General features: G+C 45.7%; 15 protein-coding genes. 9 read left to right on the top strand and 6 right to left on the bottom strand.

The genetic code is table 11. The features are described 5' to 3' along the window. Window positions 1–102: 102 nt before the first annotated feature. The gene (locus QUA56_RS01310) at window positions 103–1422 is read right to left on the bottom strand and encodes a J domain-containing protein (RefSeq protein WP_333352145.1); all 1320 of its coding nucleotides are present in this window, start codon (window positions 1420–1422) and stop codon (window positions 103–105) included. Window positions 1423–2091: 669 nt separating this feature from the next. Between QUA56_RS01310 and QUA56_RS01305 the strand changes: the two genes are divergently transcribed. Both QUA56_RS01305 and QUA56_RS01300 read left to right on the top strand, forming a co-directional pair. After that, window positions 2092–2316 carry a hypothetical protein gene (locus QUA56_RS01305; RefSeq protein ID WP_333352144.1) on the top strand — a complete coding sequence of 75 codons (225 nt, stop codon included), beginning with the start codon at window positions 2092–2094 and terminating at the stop codon, window positions 2314–2316. 290 nt (window positions 2317–2606) lie between these two features. After that, a complete protein-coding gene (locus QUA56_RS01300; RefSeq protein WP_333352143.1) occupies window positions 2607–4586 on the top strand; it encodes an ATP-binding protein in 1980 nt (659 codons plus the stop codon). A 23-nt stretch (window positions 4587–4609) separates the two neighbouring features. Here QUA56_RS01300 and QUA56_RS01295 read toward each other — a convergent pair whose 3' ends face one another. The 3 genes from QUA56_RS01295 to QUA56_RS01285 all read right to left on the bottom strand — a co-directional run bounded on the left by QUA56_RS01295 (window position 4610) and on the right by QUA56_RS01285 (window position 6255). Next, window positions 4610–5269 (bottom strand): LuxR C-terminal-related transcriptional regulator, encoded by a 660-nt coding sequence (locus QUA56_RS01295; RefSeq protein WP_333352141.1) that lies wholly within the window; start codon window positions 5267–5269, stop codon window positions 4610–4612. A 266-nt stretch (window positions 5270–5535) separates the two neighbouring features. Then, window positions 5536–5802 carry a hypothetical protein gene (locus QUA56_RS01290; RefSeq protein ID WP_333352139.1) on the bottom strand — a complete coding sequence of 89 codons (267 nt, stop codon included), beginning with the start codon at window positions 5800–5802 and terminating at the stop codon, window positions 5536–5538. A 186-nt stretch (window positions 5803–5988) separates the two neighbouring features. Beyond that, on the bottom strand, window positions 5989–6255 hold the full coding sequence (locus QUA56_RS01285) for a hypothetical protein (RefSeq protein WP_333352137.1): 267 nt from the start codon (window positions 6253–6255) through the stop codon (window positions 5989–5991). A gap of 137 nt (window positions 6256–6392) precedes the next feature. Between QUA56_RS01285 and polA the strand changes: the two genes are divergently transcribed. The 6 genes from polA to QUA56_RS01255 all read left to right on the top strand — a co-directional run bounded on the left by polA (window position 6393) and on the right by QUA56_RS01255 (window position 13748). Then, a complete protein-coding gene (polA, locus tag QUA56_RS01280; protein ID WP_333352135.1) occupies window positions 6393–9440 on the top strand; it encodes a DNA polymerase I in 3048 nt (1015 codons plus the stop codon). Between the two features lie 11 nt (window positions 9441–9451). After that, on the top strand, window positions 9452–10024 hold the full coding sequence (locus QUA56_RS01275; RefSeq protein ID WP_333352133.1) for a thermonuclease family protein: 573 nt from the start codon (window positions 9452–9454) through the stop codon (window positions 10022–10024). Between the two features lie 553 nt (window positions 10025–10577). Continuing rightward, on the top strand, window positions 10578–11099 hold the full coding sequence (locus tag QUA56_RS01270; protein ID WP_333352131.1) for a hypothetical protein: 522 nt from the start codon (window positions 10578–10580) through the stop codon (window positions 11097–11099). 254 nt (window positions 11100–11353) lie between these two features. Beyond that, entirely contained in the window at window positions 11354–13069 is a 1716-nt protein-coding gene (locus QUA56_RS01265; RefSeq protein WP_333352129.1) for a HAMP domain-containing sensor histidine kinase, read from the top strand. Window positions 13070–13154: 85 nt separating this feature from the next. Beyond that, entirely contained in the window at window positions 13155–13361 is a 207-nt protein-coding gene (locus tag QUA56_RS01260; RefSeq protein ID WP_333261877.1) for a hypothetical protein, read from the top strand. A gap of 3 nt (window positions 13362–13364) precedes the next feature. Then, window positions 13365–13748 carry a hypothetical protein gene (locus tag QUA56_RS01255; RefSeq protein WP_333352127.1) on the top strand — a complete coding sequence of 128 codons (384 nt, stop codon included), beginning with the start codon at window positions 13365–13367 and terminating at the stop codon, window positions 13746–13748. Between the two features lie 62 nt (window positions 13749–13810). Here QUA56_RS01255 and QUA56_RS01250 read toward each other — a convergent pair whose 3' ends face one another. Together QUA56_RS01250 and QUA56_RS01245 are read right to left on the bottom strand one after the other, a co-directional pair. Beyond that, entirely contained in the window at window positions 13811–14032 is a 222-nt protein-coding gene (locus tag QUA56_RS01250) for a type II toxin-antitoxin system prevent-host-death family antitoxin (RefSeq protein WP_333352126.1), read from the bottom strand. Window positions 14033–14051: 19 nt separating this feature from the next. After that, on the bottom strand, window positions 14052–14300 hold the full coding sequence (locus QUA56_RS01245; RefSeq protein WP_333352124.1) for a type II toxin-antitoxin system RelE/ParE family toxin: 249 nt from the start codon (window positions 14298–14300) through the stop codon (window positions 14052–14054). Window positions 14301–14495: 195 nt separating this feature from the next. Here QUA56_RS01245 and clpB point away from each other — a divergent pair, with 195 nt between their 5' ends. Then, the gene (gene clpB / locus QUA56_RS01240; protein ID WP_333352122.1) at window positions 14496–17111 is read left to right on the top strand and encodes an ATP-dependent chaperone ClpB; all 2616 of its coding nucleotides are present in this window, start codon (window positions 14496–14498) and stop codon (window positions 17109–17111) included. Window positions 17112–17144: the final 33 nt, after the last annotated feature.

Genomic DNA, 17144 nt, shown 5'->3' with positions numbered 1-17144 from the left:
GGGAATTGAGAATTTTCCCTAATAACTAATAACTAATAACTAATAACTAATAACTAATAACTAATAACTAATAACTAATAACTACTGACTGATGACTGATGATTAATTCAAAAGATTACGATCGCCCAACCAGTGGCCCAGCCACAGCCCGAAACCGGAAGTAGCCACCAACAGGATAAACGTGTAAAGCCCGCTGCCGCTGACGATCGACCTTTCTGCTGCTACCATCCGCGCCACAACTCCAGCAATAATCCCGATCGCAGCCCAAGCCCCATAAACAGTCTTAGACCCAGCGATGACTAAGGCTTGGGCGATCGCCTCAGAACCCGCCCCAGCCCACGCCCCCGCCCACGCCCCAATCCCCAGCCCGATCGCACCTCCGAGCCCGACGGGGCCGCCAGAATTCACCCCTAGTTCCGCCGCCAGCCCGCACGTCAAGCCGACAATCGCCCAACACACCGCCGCCGCCACCGCCTTCAGCCAATCCCCAGAAGCAGTTCCAGCCATCAATCCCGCCACTGTCACCACTCCCGCCACAGCCAAAACAGCAGCCACAGCCCGAGACTCGGCCTCGGAACTGGCGATCGCCCCCAAACCAGCGCCAACTGCGCCCCAAGCAGCCCCTGTTACCATTCCTCCCGCCTGAAAACCGGCGATCGACCCCCCCACCGCCCCAGCCGAAACCAACGCCGCCAGCCACACTCTGGGCGTTGCCGAACCCTCCGCCAGCAAAATCGCGGCCCACAGCCAATCTGCACCGCAGATTAAAGCCCACATCCACAGCGGGGCGGCTGATGGGGCGGCTGATACCGTCAAAATCCAACCGGTCACAGCGTAACTCGCCACGGCGATTGTCAGTGGCCCCCAAGGGAAGCTTGAATAGTTTTGAGATGGCCGCGGTTTTGTGTATTGAGTTGAAAATTCTTTTTTCCTTTTCGACACAAGCTTTGGATAGTTTTGAGATAGCCCTGCTTCCCTCGCAACGCTTCGCCCAGGTTGCTTTCTTCCCTGCCGCGCTTGGCGATTTTGAGTTGTAAATCGTTTCTTGCTTGAAGAATTCTTTTGAGTTGGAAATTTTTTGGAGGCCGCTTTGGGGCGGGTTTGACTGCGCTGGGAAGCAGGCCTGCCGGCTGATTTTCCAGAACGCCTTCTCAGCGGCTTTTCCGGCGCAGGGGGCGGTTGCTGTTGAAACTGTTTGTCGATCGACCTCGATTCAGGCTGACTCAGAAACAACACCAACTGCTGGTAAGCTTCGTTAATTTCTGTTAATCTTTGGTGAGCTTTTTGTTGCAGGCGATCGTTGTGGGCAAACCGATCGGGATGCCACACAAAGGCTAAATCCCTGTAAGCGCGCTTAATTTCTTCTAACGAAGTTCCCGGCTCAATTTCCAGGATTTCGTAGCATCGGTTAATGTCAGCCATAGGCTTCGATCGGCAGGTGTTTGTAAATTTGCGTGAAGCGAAGCTATCCCGTAGGGAATCGCACTTAACATCTTGTACTATTCTCAGCCAAGCTGCACAGTCAAGCGATTTGAGATTTGAGATTTGAGATTGGGACTTACGCATCACAACCTTCAGAAACCGGGTTTTTTACCGTTTCTGCGAGCTCTAACGAAGTATCATGCAAAAAACCCGGTTTCTGACCACCCGTGCGTTTACCGCTGGCGATTCATAGAAGATAACATCTCACATCTTGCACCATTTTCAAGAACAGGCAAGATGCCTGTGAAGCGAAGAGTAGATTTTCTTGTGGAACGGGCCGGAGAGCCCGTTCATAAAAGGCTTATTGACAATGGTGCAACATCTCAGTAACATCCAAGATTTCTCTCTTTGACTGAGTAGGCGGTCTGGTTTTCTTGTTTCGTGGTAATAATCGCTCGATGAGTTCCCACTCTTTATCGGTTAAGCTGCGGGAGTACGACATTTTTTTTCTATCTTAACTCATCATCAGAGATCCCAAATGGGTTCTATAAGCTTTACAGCTATTTAGGTGTACCTCACCAAACCGTGAATTGCTATATACTGGAGAAGAAAATTCGCCCTCAAAGGCAAATGTCAGAATTGTACTATTGAACTAAAAATCAATGGCTCATGCTTCCTTTTGCATCTCGTATTGTATGCCAAACTTTACTTTTATTGAGTCTGTTAGATATCCCAGCCACAGCAACCCAAGTCTGGATTGGTGCTGGACGAATTACTGATGGTATTGGACAAGGAGGCTCGGTTAAACTGAAACTAGAAATTGACGGCAATAATGTCCGATCGATATACGGGTTTCATTTGAATGGTACTATCTATGATGGAACGATTGATTAGTACAAAATTGGCTCATTGGCGGTTTAGACAGTGTTCACAAGATTTGTGTGTAATACCAATTCTCCAAAATCTTGCAACAGTTATGAGTTTTTGGTTTGTTTACGCTCACCCGCTCGTGTAAGGTGCGTCGCTGTGAGATTGTCGCTTTTTTTGAGAATTAGTGTGGGGCGACGCACCCGGAGGCTGCTGTTACATGATTTTTTAGAATTAGTATAACTTTAAACCGAATCCGACCCAAGCAAACAATTTTTGAGCGACTGCACCGAACAAATAAATAATGGAAATATCGAATGAACACTATCAGATATCGTTCAGCAATAGGTATTGGCTTAGTAACTGCTTGGAGCTTATTTTACTGTGCAGTATCTAGCAACTTACCTATGCTCAATAAAATGGAGCTGGATATTCAGGATAGTCTAATACGACTGCATAAACCTGCGCTTCTGCCAAATGAAATTCTCCTGCTTAAGATTAAGCAGCCTGCCATTTTAGGATATAACTTTCATAACTTATATAAACTGAATATTTTCTATGCAATTTTAGTGAAAAGCTTAATCAACAGCGGTGCAAAGCTTGTAGTCATAAATTTGCCTGCTCAAATGAGCCAGTACATCGATCTTGATACAGATACTCAGTTAGAACATCCCTTTCAAGAGTTGGTTAGTAAATATTCAAACCAGATTGTTTTGGTGGCTCGTCCAAGTAACTTGCCCTCAGAAAATTCAGTCATAAATGATTATCATAATTTACTTCCTTTCGATAAGGAAAGTATAAATCCCTCTATTCCCCCAGAGCAGATAGTAAGTTACTTCAGATATGCAGCACATCCACAAAGCTTAGACAGCCCAGCTCGAAAAGCCGAGCTATTTTCCAATTTTAGCTATGAAGACGATCCAGATATTAATATACATCATAAGGTTAAATCTGTGGCAACGATGGCATTAGAAAAATTCTATATGAACTCAGGAAATCTCAAAGGTTTTCAAAATATTACCAATTTACAAACTCTTTTATCTTTTCAAACGAACTTCTGGGGTTCTGCTGATACATTTCCTAGTATCGATCTTCATTTTAAATGTCCTTCCTCTCAGCTAGAGATAGAACACTGTAATCCTTCCTTTGACCCCCAATCTCTTCAGAAGCTCCACGATAAACTTGTATTAATCGATCTTCCCGAAGGGAAAGGATTTGAAACCTATCGAGAACTATCTCCTTTTGGGGAGATGTCTGTTGCAGAAGTAGAAGCTAATCAAATAGCTAGTTTGATGACCCATTCATTTCTGACAAGAATCCCGAATTGGTATGACTACATCATCACAACTTTGGGTCTTGACTTCATCAGCCTATATATACTTAGCCAAGGCAAAAAGCATAAACTTATACCTGTTCATCTGCTGGTTGGCTGGCTTCTTCCGATCTTGGTAGGAAGCTATGTAGCTTTAAGTTTTATCTTGTTCTATCAAGGGTTAATTCTTCCATTATCCATCCCAATCTTAGGTTGGGTTGGAACAGGTTCAGGTGTAGCCATTTATTCAATTCTCAGGCAGTCTATCCAACAACAGCAGAAATTAGCTGAGCGACAGGCTGTTCTTTTGCAATCGCGGAAACTCCTCCATCGAGTTGCAACAGACATTCATGATGGCCCACTTCAAGAACTCAAATTGGCAATGGATAGTATTGAGCTTCTAGCCCTCACTCATCCATCTCCCGTGATTAACTCAATCTTAGATCGATTAGAAGCAGTTGGGCTTGCGCTTCGCAATCAGCTCAGCAGCACGCGCACAATTGCAGAAAAGCTAGAGATTACACCAGAATTGCAATCTGGACTGGATCGGGGGATACACCAATGGCTCCAAAAACTGATTAACTCAAGAGAATTAACCTTGATTGTCAAGGAGCATCTACAACCCCTGCGAGAACCAAAATCTGATAGTGCTTGGATTGATTCGAGAGAGGATATCTTTCGCTTTTTTCGAGAAGCGATCGCTAATGTGATTCGTCATGCCCAACCTCCAAACGGATCTGCAACGCAAGTTTCAGTCTCGCTTACTCAAAAAGATCGTCAGTGCCGATTAGCGATCGAGAATAATGGAACTAGCCTAACCCCTATCTTATTAGATATTCCTCACAAGAAACGTCGTAGTGGTGGATATGGCACTAAACTGATGAAAACTATTGCCGCTGAGCTTCCAAATGGGGCTTGGCAAAGGGTTTCATTAGAAGAAGGCGGGATGCGGGTAACACTTGAATGGACGATGGACACCCCATAAGATCATAGCAAAAAAGGGTATGACTACCCAATTAACCTACGTTTAATTGCCTCCATGCAAACTGCGATTCGGGTATTAGTAAGTTGACCGTCAAGCTGATCGACATTCAGTTTTGCTTTGAGACTCTGGACGTAGTTCTGAGCTGTTTTGAGGGATATATGCATCCGATCTGCAATTGCCTGATCTGTAAGGGCTTGGTTGCATAACAAGTCCAGTACCGTTCTATCCTTATCAGTCAATGGCATTTCGTTCATTAAATTCCGAGGAATCTTACACTGTCCAGCTAAAGCACTACGACCTCCTTCTAGAAAAGCATTCCGTCTTTCCATTTTATTAACGACAGCAAATCCCCCTTGATGTTCAAATATTTGCTTCACGACTTGCCTTAAATAGCTTGGTTCGCTGGTATAGACGAGAACATTTAACAGAGGGTGATGCTCAAAAATGTGGTTTAGTAGCGCTAAACCTGGCTTGGCTGACTCCTCGCCTGTCAAAGTCCCAAATTGTAAGTCAACTACTACTAAATCTATGTTCTCTTGCTTGAGTTGCTCAATCCCCTCTTCAGGGGTTTCCTGAATAATGCAGGAACACTGAGGCTCTATCATCCTCAAAAATTCACAATTATTTTGACCGACTTCAGGGTGATCCTCAATGACCAGAAAGCGTTGTGTTTGAGAACTCATAGTTTGACCGCCATAACTATAGCAATCCTAAATGATTTGCTTGCATTATACGCGAGCTTTCTGGCTCGCACTGCAAGGATTCTGGTCTCGATCGATAGAGGCGGCTGATGCGAGGATTGCTATATTTTATCATTTCTTCAGCACACTCGTTTTCACGACTATTTAGACTGGCTATATAACGCGAGCTGTTACTGATAATGATCGTCGTGAGGGAGGGGAAAGGCGAGCAGCACTCGCGTTTTCTCTCCCTCCTCTATTGTGTAAGCCTACAGAGTTACAATTTTGGCTTCATAACCTTTATGCTCTAGTTTTTGAACCTCTTTGTTAGCCGCTACACGATCTCGGAAAGTTCCAGCATTTATCCATTTTTCTTGATGGTGGCGGTGATACTGGACGCGGTATTCATGGCGATGTTGGGATTCAAGCGCAACTTTTGTTGTTGGCTTCATAGTCTGAGCATTGGCTTGGAGGGGAACAGCAATGCCTAGCCCAAGGGTAGCTATAGAGATGAGCGCAACCATTACCTTGTTCATGATTCAGACCTGTTTGTAAAGTTGATAGTTTTATTCTGTCATTCAAGTCTTCCGGTTGATAGGGAAGTAAGCGCAAATAAGATTGCGTGTTTACGCAAGTCCGTCTCAGAAGAAGAAAACTCGACCTCCACTCTGGACAAAGCGGCAAATTATCAATGGCATATTTTCTCCCTCTATTCTGTAAGCCTACAGAGTTACAATTCTGGCTTTATAACCTTTATGCTCTAGTTTTTGAACCTCTTTGTTAGCAGATGCACGAGCTCGGAAAGTGCCAGCATTTATCCATTTTTTTTGATTGGGGCGGTGATACTGGACGCGGTATTCATGGTGACGTTGGGATTCAAGCGCAACTTTTGTTGTTGGCTTCATAGTCTGAGCATTGGCTTGGAGGGGAACAGCAATGCCTAGCCCAAGGGTAGCTATAGAGATGAGTGTAACCATTACCTTGTTCATGATTCAGACCTGTTTGTAAAGTTGATAGTTTTATTCTGTCATTCAAGTCTTCCGGTTGATAGGGGAGTAAGCGCAAATAATATTGCGTGTTTACGCAAGTCCTTCTTCTGCTATAGCTACAATGAGAAAATACTTTCGTGCGATCGGGATCTGTGTCTGTGTCGGAAAATCAAGCACCCACCTTCATCCTAGTTGACGGTCACTCTCTGGCCTTTCGCTCCTACTTCGCCTTCGCCAAAAGTCGAGACGGAGGCTTGCGAACTACGACGGGCATTCCCACCAGCGTCTGCTTTGGCTTTCTCAAGTCGCTGCTGGAAGTTATGGCCGCCCACGACCCCCAGTACATGGCGATCGCCTTTGACCTCGCCACGCCCACTTTTCGCCACGAAGCCGACGAAACTTACAAAGCCGGTCGTGCGGAAACTCCCGAAGATTTTATCCCAGATATCAAAAACCTGCAAGAACTCCTCACCTATTTGAATTTACCAGCAATTACTGCTCCCGGCTTCGAGGCGGACGATGTTTTGGGAACTTTGGCAAACAAAGCCAGCGCGGCAGGTTATCAGGTCAAAATCCTCACGGGCGATCGAGATTTGTTTCAATTAGTAGAAACCGACAAACAAATCAGCGTATTGTATTTGAGTACCGATGAGCTCAGGCGATCGGGAAAAGGCAAATCCCAAGAATACGGCCCGGAAGCAGTCAAAGAAAAACTCGGCATTTTGCCAGAACAAGTAGTAGATTACAAAGCTTTGTGCGGCGACAAATCCGACAACATCCCCGGAGTTAAAGGCATCGGCGACAAAACCGCCCTGCAACTGCTGGAAGCTTACAATTCCCTCGAAGGAATTTATGCTGCCATCGACGAGATTAAAGGCGCAACTAAGAAAAAGCTAGAAGAAGGCAAAGAAGCTGCTTATCATTCTCAGCGCATGGCGACAATTGTCCAAGAAGTGCCCTTGGAAATCAACTTAGAGGATTGCCAACTTATAGGTTTTGACGAATCAGCCTTGATTCCGATGCTGGAAAAATTGGAATTTAAGACATTTTTAAACAAAGTAAAACAAATTCAAAAACGGTTTGGCGGTGTAGAACAACCATTGGAAAAGGGCGGCCAAGATGCCCAACCCACAATCAATTCAATGAACAGTGGAACAGGCATCTTGCCTGTTGCAAAGGGCGGGCAAGATGCCCACCCCACAATAGATAAGTCACCTCAAACTTCTGAAAGTTCAGAAGACGAAGACGACGACTTGTCGTTTTTTAGTCCCGCAGAAACGCTAGCCGCCCAGCAGCAAAACAAATTACCCATTAAACCCCGAATAATTCAAACAACCGAACAGTTAAACGAATTAGTCCAACTGCTGCAAACCTGCACCGACAAATCCTCACCCGTGGCGTGGGATACCGAAACCACCGCGATCGAACCGCGAGACGCCGAATTAGTCGGAATTGGCTGCTGTTGGGGAACCGGTGAAGGGGATGTCGCTTACATTCCCACGGGACATAAAACGGGCAAAAACTTGGACAAAGCCGCAGTTTTAAATGCTTTGCGTCCGATTTTGGAAAGCGAGAATTATCCGAAAGCGCTGCAAAATGCTAAGTTCGATCGATCGATCCTGCGCTGTCAGGGAATCAAACTAGCCGGAGTCGTCTTCGACACCATGCTAGCCAGTTACGTACTCAACCCAGAAACTAGCCACAGTCTCAGCGAATTGTCAAGGAAATACTTAGGCATTGTCGCCAAAAGTTACAATGAATTAGTGCCGAAAAACAAAACAATTGCTGACATCAGTATTCCGGCGGTAGCCGACTACTGCGGTATGGATGTTCACACCACATTTGGGTTAGTAAATAAACTTAGAGCAGAATTGAAGGAAGCTGATAAATCTAGCTTTCCCGGAAAAACTTTGGAGGGGTTATTGCTGGAAGTAGAACAGCCCCTAGAACCAGTTTTAGCAGAAATGGAATACTGCGGAATTCGCATTGATTCAGCTTACCTGCAAGAACTGTCACAGCAGCTAGAAAAGAGCTTAACAGAAATAGAAGAAAAAACTTATCAAGCAGCGGGGAGAAAGTTTAATTTAGGTTCCCCGAAACAACTCAGCGAAATATTGTTAGAAAAAATCCCGGATGAGTTTCAGAAAAAGTCTCGCAAAACTAAGACGGGATACTCTACAGACGCCGCTGTATTGGATAAATTGCAAGGAGACCACCCGATTGTAGACGATTTATTAGAACACCGAACATTATCCAAGTTGAAATCAACTTATGTCGATGCTTTGCCGCAGTTAGTGCGTGCTGATACCGGGCGAGTGCATACAGATTTCAACCAAACTGCAACGGGTACGGGAAGGCTTTCTTCTTCCAATCCAAATTTACAAAATATTCCCATCCGCACCGAGTTTTCGCGGCAAATTCGCAAGGCTTTTTTACCGGAGCCAGGTTGGGTGATGGTGTCGGCTGACTATTCTCAAATTGAACTGCGGATTTTGGCTCACTTGAGTCAAGAACCTGTGTTAATTGAAGCTTATCAAAATAACCGAGATGTGCATACCGTGACGGCTCAACTGCTGTTTGAAAAAGAGGAAGTAACGCCGGACGAAAGACGGTTTGGCAAGACGATTAATTTTGGGGTAATTTACGGTATGGGGGCGATTAAGTTTGGCAAATCGATGGGTAAAAGCGCAGCAGACGGCAAAGAGTTTATTAAGCGATTTAACGAGCGTTACAGTAAGGTTTTTGAATTTTTGGAGAAAGTAAAAAAAGAGGCGATCGCCCTCGGATACGTTACCACAATACTCGGCCGCCGCCGCTATTTAAAATTCGAGAGCGAAAGTCTCCGCGACTTAAAAGGCCGCAATCCCCAAGACATTCACTCCGATAGACTTAAATCTATCAGCAGAGATGATGCCCAATCTTTGCGGGCGGCCGCCAACGCTCCCATTCAAGGCTCCAGTGCTGATATCATTAAACTTGCCATGATTGAGGTACACAAAATTTTGCAAAACTATCAGGCGCGGCTGCTGCTGCAAGTTCACGATGAATTAATCTTTGAAGTACCTCCCGATGAATGGGAAGAATTGCAGCCTAAAATTAGAACGGCGATGGAAAATGCTCTGCCACTTAGCGTACCGCTGATAGTTGACATCCACGCTGGGCAGAATTGGATGGAAACTAAATAAAACACAGAAATATGAGCCAAACTAAAATCGCGATTTTCTCACAAATAAAAACCTTTAGCGCAGTTGCTATGCTGTTGTTAACCTTCGGGTGTCAACCAAAGTTAGCGCCCAACAACTATCCTGTAAAGCGAGTCAGCGACGGCGACACCCTTGTCGCCAGCGATAGCGCCGGGAAAGATATCAAAGTGCGTTTTGCCTGTGTAGATGCGCCGGAAGTCGCGCACACAAATGCTGAGAAAAATAGCAAAGCAGCAGCACAAAAAAATCAATTTAAGTGGGGAAATCTAGCGCATCAAAGAATGCAGCAGCTAGTCAAAGAAGGGGGCGATCGCGTTGTTTTGACCGTCACCGATACTGACCGCTACGGCCGCAAAGTGAGCGAAGTTCGCTTGCCAAACGGCACATTTGCCCAAGAAGTTTTGATCCGCGAAGGATTAGCAATGGTTTACCGTCCTTACTTGAAAAACTGTCCGAGTGCAAGTATTTTGGAACAAGCGGAGGCCGAAGCTAAGAAAAATCGCCGCGGCGTTTGGGGTGATTCTAAGTTTGTTCCTGCGTGGAATTTTCGGAACAGCGATAAATGAGGGGAAGCAGGAAGTTAGGCAAGGGATTGTAGAACGGATTTAACGGATTTAACGGGTGGATTTTGAGTAGGGACACGGCATTGCCGTGTCCTTACGGGGAGCTACGACTTTTAAGAATTGGTATAAGATTGATGATTGTAGCAAGACTTTTTTAAATTGGTATTATGTTGTTGGTCGGGAATTTGGGAACCTGTATCAGACATTTACAGTCTTGGACTCATTCAGGTCTTGTTAAACCCGGTCTCTACTATAAATCTTAGGTTTAGCTGCTCCGCATCCGCCCAGAAACCCGGTTTCTAGATCCCGATGCCGATCGCCCTAATTTAGTACAATACAATCAGGACGAGGTTCTGCTCCTAACGTCCGCAATCTGTGGAGTTTCGGCGATAGCTGACGCCAGATTCATCTAAAACCAGACATGAGTTCGATCGCACTTTTCTCCGACTTGTTTTTTAGGAAAAGTCAACAAATGTGATAGGCTCCAGATAAACCAATAGACTGCTGACAAAAGCGGTCTATTGCAATCACCCAACATTAAGTTTAAGGGACATCAATGAATTTCAAACATCTGGTTATTTCCGGCATTGCCCTGATCCTCGGTACTGCAATTGTAGGAAATGCGATTGCTCAAGAACTGACCGACGACCAAAAAACGGTTGTTTGTCGCTTGAAAACAGAAGTTGACCAGCGGAAAGGCAACGGTCAAAAATTAGTATTTGTGCCGTTGCTGGGCCAAGTTCGCAAGCAAGTTACATCTCCTTTTAGAGCGACGCTGCATCCTAATGTGGAGTATGTTTTTGTTGCCGCTTGCGACGGAAATTGCCAGGATTTAAACTTATCTCTCAAGGATGCAAGCGGCCAGGAAATCGCTGTAAGTCAAAAAACAGGCGAACTGGCGTCAATCTCTTTTACTCCCCCATCCCAAGGCGAATATCAAATCAGTGCTAAACCGGGCGAATGCACGAAGGCAGAGGGTTGCAATTTCGGCATGGGAATCTTCGTTCCTGCCTCTGCAAATGTACCTAATGCTTCAAAAATTCCTACTGAGATAGCACAATTTCGACTTTGCCCGTAGAGGAGAACTTACAAGTTGTGAGTTGTGAGTAGAGTTGTGAATAACAAATCTAACTCATAACTTGCAACTTATAACTCGTAATTTTTAATTAGTTATTCACAACTTCGCCAAACTGTCAAGCAGAGAAAGCAGTGGAACCCTGCACCGACCCGAAAGTGCCGAAATTTGGTTGAGGATGAAAAACTCTATTTACCCTCACGCAGGCATCAATTAGAATATAGATAGTGCCTCTCAGGGTGACGAGTATATTGCCCATGTCTTCAACCTTAGCCTCAAAAAATCAACCCCAGAACTCTCCTCAAACAGAGTTGAGAAATCTGTTCAGTCGCTTGGGTATCAGGCAGAAAATCGGCTGCGGATACGCCTTGGTCATTGGTATTGCCATTTTGGGTGCTGTGGCGGGACGGGGAGTAGAATCCTATCACAAACAGCAAGTTAGAGAAAAACTAGCGATCGACCGAGATAAAGCCGAAATCCTGACCAACCTAAATAATACGGTGCAGGAAGTCAGAATTCACCAGCAAGAGCTGGCTAGTCTGACGGCAAAACCGCAAATTTTCGATCGCGAACGCTCGGAATTCCTGACCCGCGTCGCCCAGATGAGCGGACAACTCGAACAACTTCAAACCCAGTCGCTGACTTCAAATTCCGCAGTTGCCCAAGATTACCAACTGCTTCAAGAATTCAGTCAAGTCAACGGCAAAACAGTAGAAGCTTACTTCCAACAAGTACAGAATCTGTTGGGAAGTACAAAATTATCTGGTTTGAACCCGAAACAGCGACTAGGTTTTCAGCGGAACTTAAACAATTTTGTCACTAGCGAAACTGCTTTGAAACTCGAGCAGTTTTCCCTGGATTCAGCCCAACTGGCCACCAGCTTTCGCGAGAAAGCAGACGAGGCATTTAGAACCTACGAGAAAGCAGAAAAACTCGGAACTCTGATTCTCGTTGGCTCTCTCTTGATATCAGCCGCGATCGCAGCAATTCTAGCAGCATACACCAGCAGGGCGATCGCCCGCCCCTTAGAAGCCACAACCCTCATCGCTCAGCGAGTGACAGAAGAATCGAACTTTGATTTGCAAGTACCCGTCACTACTTCCGACGAAGTGGGAATGCTAGCAACTTCCCTCAACGAACTGATTCAGCGGGTAGCGGAATACACAGAAGAATTGCACGAAGCAAAAGTAGCAGCCGAAGCTGCCAACCGCTCGAAAAGTGCATTTCTTGCCAACATGAGCCACGAACTCCGCACCCCCCTCAACGCCATCATTAACTACAGCGAAATGCTGCAAGAAGATGCTCAAGATTCCGGTTCAGAAGACTTTCTCCCGGACTTAGAAAAAATTCAAACCGCAGGCAAACATTTGCTCGATATGATCAGCGACATCCTCGACATTTCCAAAATAGAAGCCGGTCACGTCACCCTTTATTTGGAAAACTTCGACGTGGCGACCATGATTGAAGAAGTGATGACTACAGCTCAACCGCTAGTAGAAAAAAAAGGCAATGCTTTAGCGCTGAAAGCCAAAGGCGAACTCGGCACCATGTACGCCGACCAACCGAAAGTCCGGCAAATTCTCCTCAATTTGCTCAGCAATGCTGCCAAGTTTACCGAAAAAGGCGTCATTACTATCGGCGTCGAAAGAATTATAATTGAAAAATCAAGGTCGGCGAAACAAAATAAAAATAATGATTTTTACTCGGGTTCAAACTACACTTCTCAAGTTTTAATTTTTCGAGTCAGCGACACCGGCATCGGCATGACGGACGAGCAATTAGAGCAGATATTCAAACCTTTTACCCAAGCTGATGCCTCGACTACCCGCAAGTACGGAGGCACGGGTTTGGGATTGACAATTAGCCAGCGTTTGTGTCAAATTCTCGGCGGCGAAATTAGGGTTGAAAGCGAGGACGGTAAAGGTTCAACTTTTATTGTCAGTCTCCCGGAACGGGTGGTGATGCAAGCATGAAGGATATCAGAGTGAAATTAGAGTGAAATTAGATCGGGTGATCGTACAATCATAAATCAGTAAAATAGAAAGTGGAAAATGGAAAATGACTAACGGTCGTTCCGAACCCAATCCAGAAGACAACACCTCTAGGCACGCCGTAACTGAGCGCTGGCGGTGTAGGAAAATGCAGGAGAAGTACGGCTGGAAGTTGCTAGGAATAGAACGAACCGGAGACGACACCCTCAAGTACAATTGCGTATTTGAAGGCGAAACTCAGTTTCCCGACTATATGGACGACAAGGAGGAATAAGCAATGGGCAAGTATATCGTTTTTAGAGCTGATTTGACTGAAGAAGAAGGTGCAGAAAACAGACTGCTAGCGCATACGGGAATGCTCACTGACATTCTTGCCGAACACTTCGACTCTTCTAACCGACCAATTCCTCAACCGGGGTACAGATTTCGAGAATTTCACCGGATAGAAAAGTTTGCCGATCCAAAATTTCCCGCTGCGAACACCCACAGCCGAGTAGGAGACTGGGAAGTCGTCAGAGTTCAGACTTACTCGGAAGATTTACCTAGCAGCGACTTTGAGACAATTGTCGTGTGCTATTGCAGGTTTGCACCTGTAAATACTCCCCTCGAACCGATGCCACAGATTCAAGTTGCCCCCATATTGCAGGAAACACAGGTTTAGGAGGCATTTTTTCAAGGTTGAGCGATCGGGAAAACTCCTCAACGCGCTTGACCAATGCAATTTTATGAAGGTTTATCCAATTCTCTAGACAATCCTAACATTCTCTTCACCTCTGCTAAGGGCACAGAAGGCCGATCTGCATCTTCCTCTTTGGCCGCCCTCAAGTCCATCAAATCTTCTATGTCAGCAATTAATGCTTGCAGTGCTTCAAATTCTTCGTAAGGTATCACTGCAAATTCTTTTTTGCCGTTTTTGGTAATAAACTCAGGATGTAACTGAATCATGGATATTTCCTCCAGGTGTTTAAGAGTAAGCATCTTTTCGATGTTTGACGCGGTAGATTACCAAAACATCTTCCTCGATTTCAAATAAAACTCGGTAATCTCCTACCCGCAGCCGATATTCTGGCGTATAGTTTGTTAAGCGTTTCACATCCCCCGTCAGGTTATTTTGCATCAACTCAATTTTAGTCAAAACTCGGCTTTGTACTTCCGCTGGCAAAGATTGTAAATCTTCGATCGCTTTCGGCTTAAACTCAACTTGGTAATTCATCAAAGTGCAAATTTTAGACCCGACAGTTTACCTTTTCCCTGCCAGGGACTGCTACATAGGACGGAAATACCTATCTCAAGAGAGGGGAACACCGATCCGCCCCCCGTCCGCAACTCCCTAGAATGATGATTGTACGGGCAATTAAGCAATTGCCTCTACAGTATCAATGGTTTTCAATTCAGGGAATTAAATTTTATGCAACCGAATAATCCAAACCAATTTACAGAAAAAGCTTGGGAAGCGCTGGCGCGTACCCCAGAAGTTGTCAAAGCAGTCCAGCAGCAGCAGCTAGAAAGCGAACATCTTATGAAAGCTTTGCTGGAACAAGAATCGGGACTTGCTAGCAGCTTATTTAACAAAGCGGGAGTTTCTGTAGCAAAATTGCGCGATCGCACTGATGAGTTTATCAGCCGCCAGCCGAAAATCACTGGAAGCGGCGGCAACGTGTATCTCGGTCGTTCTCTCGACACTTTGCTCGATCGCGCCGAAACTTACCGAAAAGAGTACGGCGATGAATTTATTTCGATCGAGCATTTGATACTAGGGTACGTTAAGGACGATCGCTTTGGCAGAAATCTCCTGCAAGAATTTAAACTAGATGAAGCTAAACTCAAAGAAATAATTGCCCAAGTCCGGGGGAACAACAAAGTGACCGATCAAAATCCAGAAGGCAAATACGAAGCGCTGGAAAAATACGGCCGAGATTTGACAGAAGCCGCACGTCAAGGCAAACTCGATCCGGTAATCGGAAGAGATGACGAGATTCGCCGGACGATTCAAATATTGAGCCGCCGCACCAAAAACAACCCCGTACTGATTGGGGAACCGGGAGTAGGAAAAACTGCGATCGCCGAAGGACTCGCCCAGCGAATTATCACCGGAGATGTGCCGCAATCTCTCAAAGACCGACAATTAATCAGCTTAGATATGGGCGCATTAATTGCCGGGGCAAAATTCCGGGGAGAATTTGAAGAACGCTTGAAAGCGGTACTCAAAGAAGTGATGGACAGCAACGGCAAAGTCATATTATTTATCGATGAAATTCACACCGTTGTCGGTGCGGGTGCAACTCAAGGCTCGATGGATGCCGGCAACTTGCTCAAACCCATGTTAGCGAGGGGAGAATTGCGCTGTATCGGCGCTACAACTCTCGACGAATACCGCAAGTACCTTGAAAAAGATGCAGCACTAGAACGCCGTTTTCAGCAAGTTTATGTTGACCAGCCAACAGTTGAAGATACTATCTCAATTCTGCGCGGTTTGAAAGAACGGTACGAAGTTCACCACGGGGTCAAAATTTCTGACAGCGCGCTAGTGGCTGCGGCTACTTTGTCTACTCGATATATTAGCGATCGCTTCCTCCCCGACAAAGCCATTGATTTAGTGGACGAAGCCGCAGCTAAACTCAAAATGGAGATTACCTCCAAGCCGGAAGAACTAGACGAAATCGACCGCAGGATTTTGCAGCTAGAAATGGAAAGACTGTCGCTGCAAAAAGAAAGTAACACAGCTTCGATCGAACGCTTGGAAAGACTGGAAAAAGACTTAGCCAACCTCAAGGAACAGCAAAGCGGTTTGAACGCCCAATGGCAATCTGAAAAAAATGTCATCGGCAGCATTCAAAAGATTAAAGAACAGATTGATAAGGTAAATATTGAAATTCAACAAGCTGAATTAAAATATGACCTGAACCGCGCTGCTGAGTTGAAATATAGCAAGTTGACCGAGTTGCAAAAACAACTGCAAGAAGCCGAAGCTCAACTGACAGCAACTCAAACCACTGGTAAAACTTTACTCAGGGAAGAAGTCACGGAATCTGACATTGCCGAAATTATTTCTAAGTGGACGGGAATCCCGATTAGCAAGTTAGTTGAATCGGAAATGCAGAAACTTTTGTACTTGGAAGATGAACTGCACAAACGGGTAATCGGACAGAATGAAGCGGTGACGGCGGTTGCAGATGCTATTCAACGATCGCGCGCAGGTTTAGCCGATCCAAATCGTCCGGTTGCGAGTTTTATCTTCCTCGGCCCCACGGGTGTAGGGAAAACTGAGTTGGCGAAAGCATTAGCGGCTTATCTGTTCGATACCGAAGAGGCGATCGTCCGCATTGATATGTCGGAATACATGGAGAAACACGCAGTTTCGCGGTTAATTGGTGCGCCTCCGGGATACGTTGGCTACGATGAAGGCGGACAACTAACTGAAGCTGTGCGCCGCCGTCCGTATTCGGTAATTCTATTCGATGAAATCGAGAAAGCGCACCCGGATGTATTCAATATCATGCTGCAAATTCTGGATGACGGCCGCGTTACCGATGCTCAAGGTCACACAGTAGACTTTAAGAATTCTGTGATTATTATGACATCGAATGTCGGCTCTCAATACATTTTAGATGTGGCGGGAGATAACGAACAAATGCGGAGTCGGGTGATGGAAGCGATGCGGGGAACTTTCCGCCCGGAATTCTTGAACCGGATTGATGAGATGATTATCTTCCACGGTTTGAGCAAGCGCGAATTGCGGCAGATTGTGCTGTTGCAAGTGAAGCGGTTGGAACGTCGTTTAGCCGATCGCAAAATGTCTCTGAAATTGTCGGAATCTGCGATCGACTTCTTAGCAGAAATTGGTTACGATCCGGTGTACGGTGCGCGGCCTCTGAAGCGGGGAATTCAACGCGAGTTGGAAACGCAAATGGCGAAGGGTATTTTGCGGGGAGATTTTGCTGACGGCGATACGATTTTTGTGGATATCGAGAATGAAAGGTTGGCGTTTAAGCGCCTGCCGGCTCAGTTGGTGACTGCGAAATAATTTGGGTAGGGTGGGCTGCGGCCCACCTTATTT

The organism is Microcoleus sp. N3A4, from assembly GCF_036701805.1.
GTDB lineage: Bacteria > Cyanobacteriota > Cyanobacteriia > Cyanobacteriales > Microcoleaceae > Microcoleus.
The sequence above is the reverse complement of the archived record's forward strand: the minus strand, read 5'-3'. Positions and strand labels throughout refer to the sequence as shown.

Bases quoted from the DNA above. Each gene is read 5' to 3' on its own strand.
- QUA56_RS01305 (WP_333352144.1), top strand. From the start codon at position 2,092: ATGCTTCCTTTTGCATCTCGTATTGTATGCCAAACTTTACTTTTATTG.
- QUA56_RS01310 (WP_333352145.1), bottom strand. From the start codon at position 1,422: ATGGCTGACATTAACCGATGCTACGAAATCCTGGAAATTGAGCCGGGA.
- QUA56_RS01255 (WP_333352127.1), top strand. From the start codon at position 13,365: ATGGGCAAGTATATCGTTTTTAGAGCTGATTTGACTGAAGAAGAAGGT.
- QUA56_RS01245 (WP_333352124.1), bottom strand. From the start codon at position 14,300: ATGAATTACCAAGTTGAGTTTAAGCCGAAAGCGATCGAAGATTTACAA.
- QUA56_RS01260 (WP_333261877.1), top strand. From the start codon at position 13,155: ATGACTAACGGTCGTTCCGAACCCAATCCAGAAGACAACACCTCTAGG.
- QUA56_RS01285 (WP_333352137.1), bottom strand. From the start codon at position 6,255: ATGAACAAGGTAATGGTTACACTCATCTCTATAGCTACCCTTGGGCTA.
- QUA56_RS01250 (WP_333352126.1), bottom strand. From the start codon at position 14,032: ATGATTCAGTTACATCCTGAGTTTATTACCAAAAACGGCAAAAAAGAA.
- QUA56_RS01275 (WP_333352133.1), top strand. From the start codon at position 9,452: ATGAGCCAAACTAAAATCGCGATTTTCTCACAAATAAAAACCTTTAGC.
- QUA56_RS01295 (WP_333352141.1), bottom strand. From the start codon at position 5,269: ATGAGTTCTCAAACACAACGCTTTCTGGTCATTGAGGATCACCCTGAA.
- clpB (WP_333352122.1), top strand. From the start codon at position 14,496: ATGCAACCGAATAATCCAAACCAATTTACAGAAAAAGCTTGGGAAGCG.
- QUA56_RS01300 (WP_333352143.1), top strand. From the start codon at position 2,607: ATGAACACTATCAGATATCGTTCAGCAATAGGTATTGGCTTAGTAACT.
- QUA56_RS01290 (WP_333352139.1), bottom strand. From the start codon at position 5,802: ATGAACAAGGTAATGGTTGCGCTCATCTCTATAGCTACCCTTGGGCTA.
- QUA56_RS01270 (WP_333352131.1), top strand. From the start codon at position 10,578: ATGAATTTCAAACATCTGGTTATTTCCGGCATTGCCCTGATCCTCGGT.
- QUA56_RS01265 (WP_333352129.1), top strand. From the start codon at position 11,354: ATGTCTTCAACCTTAGCCTCAAAAAATCAACCCCAGAACTCTCCTCAA.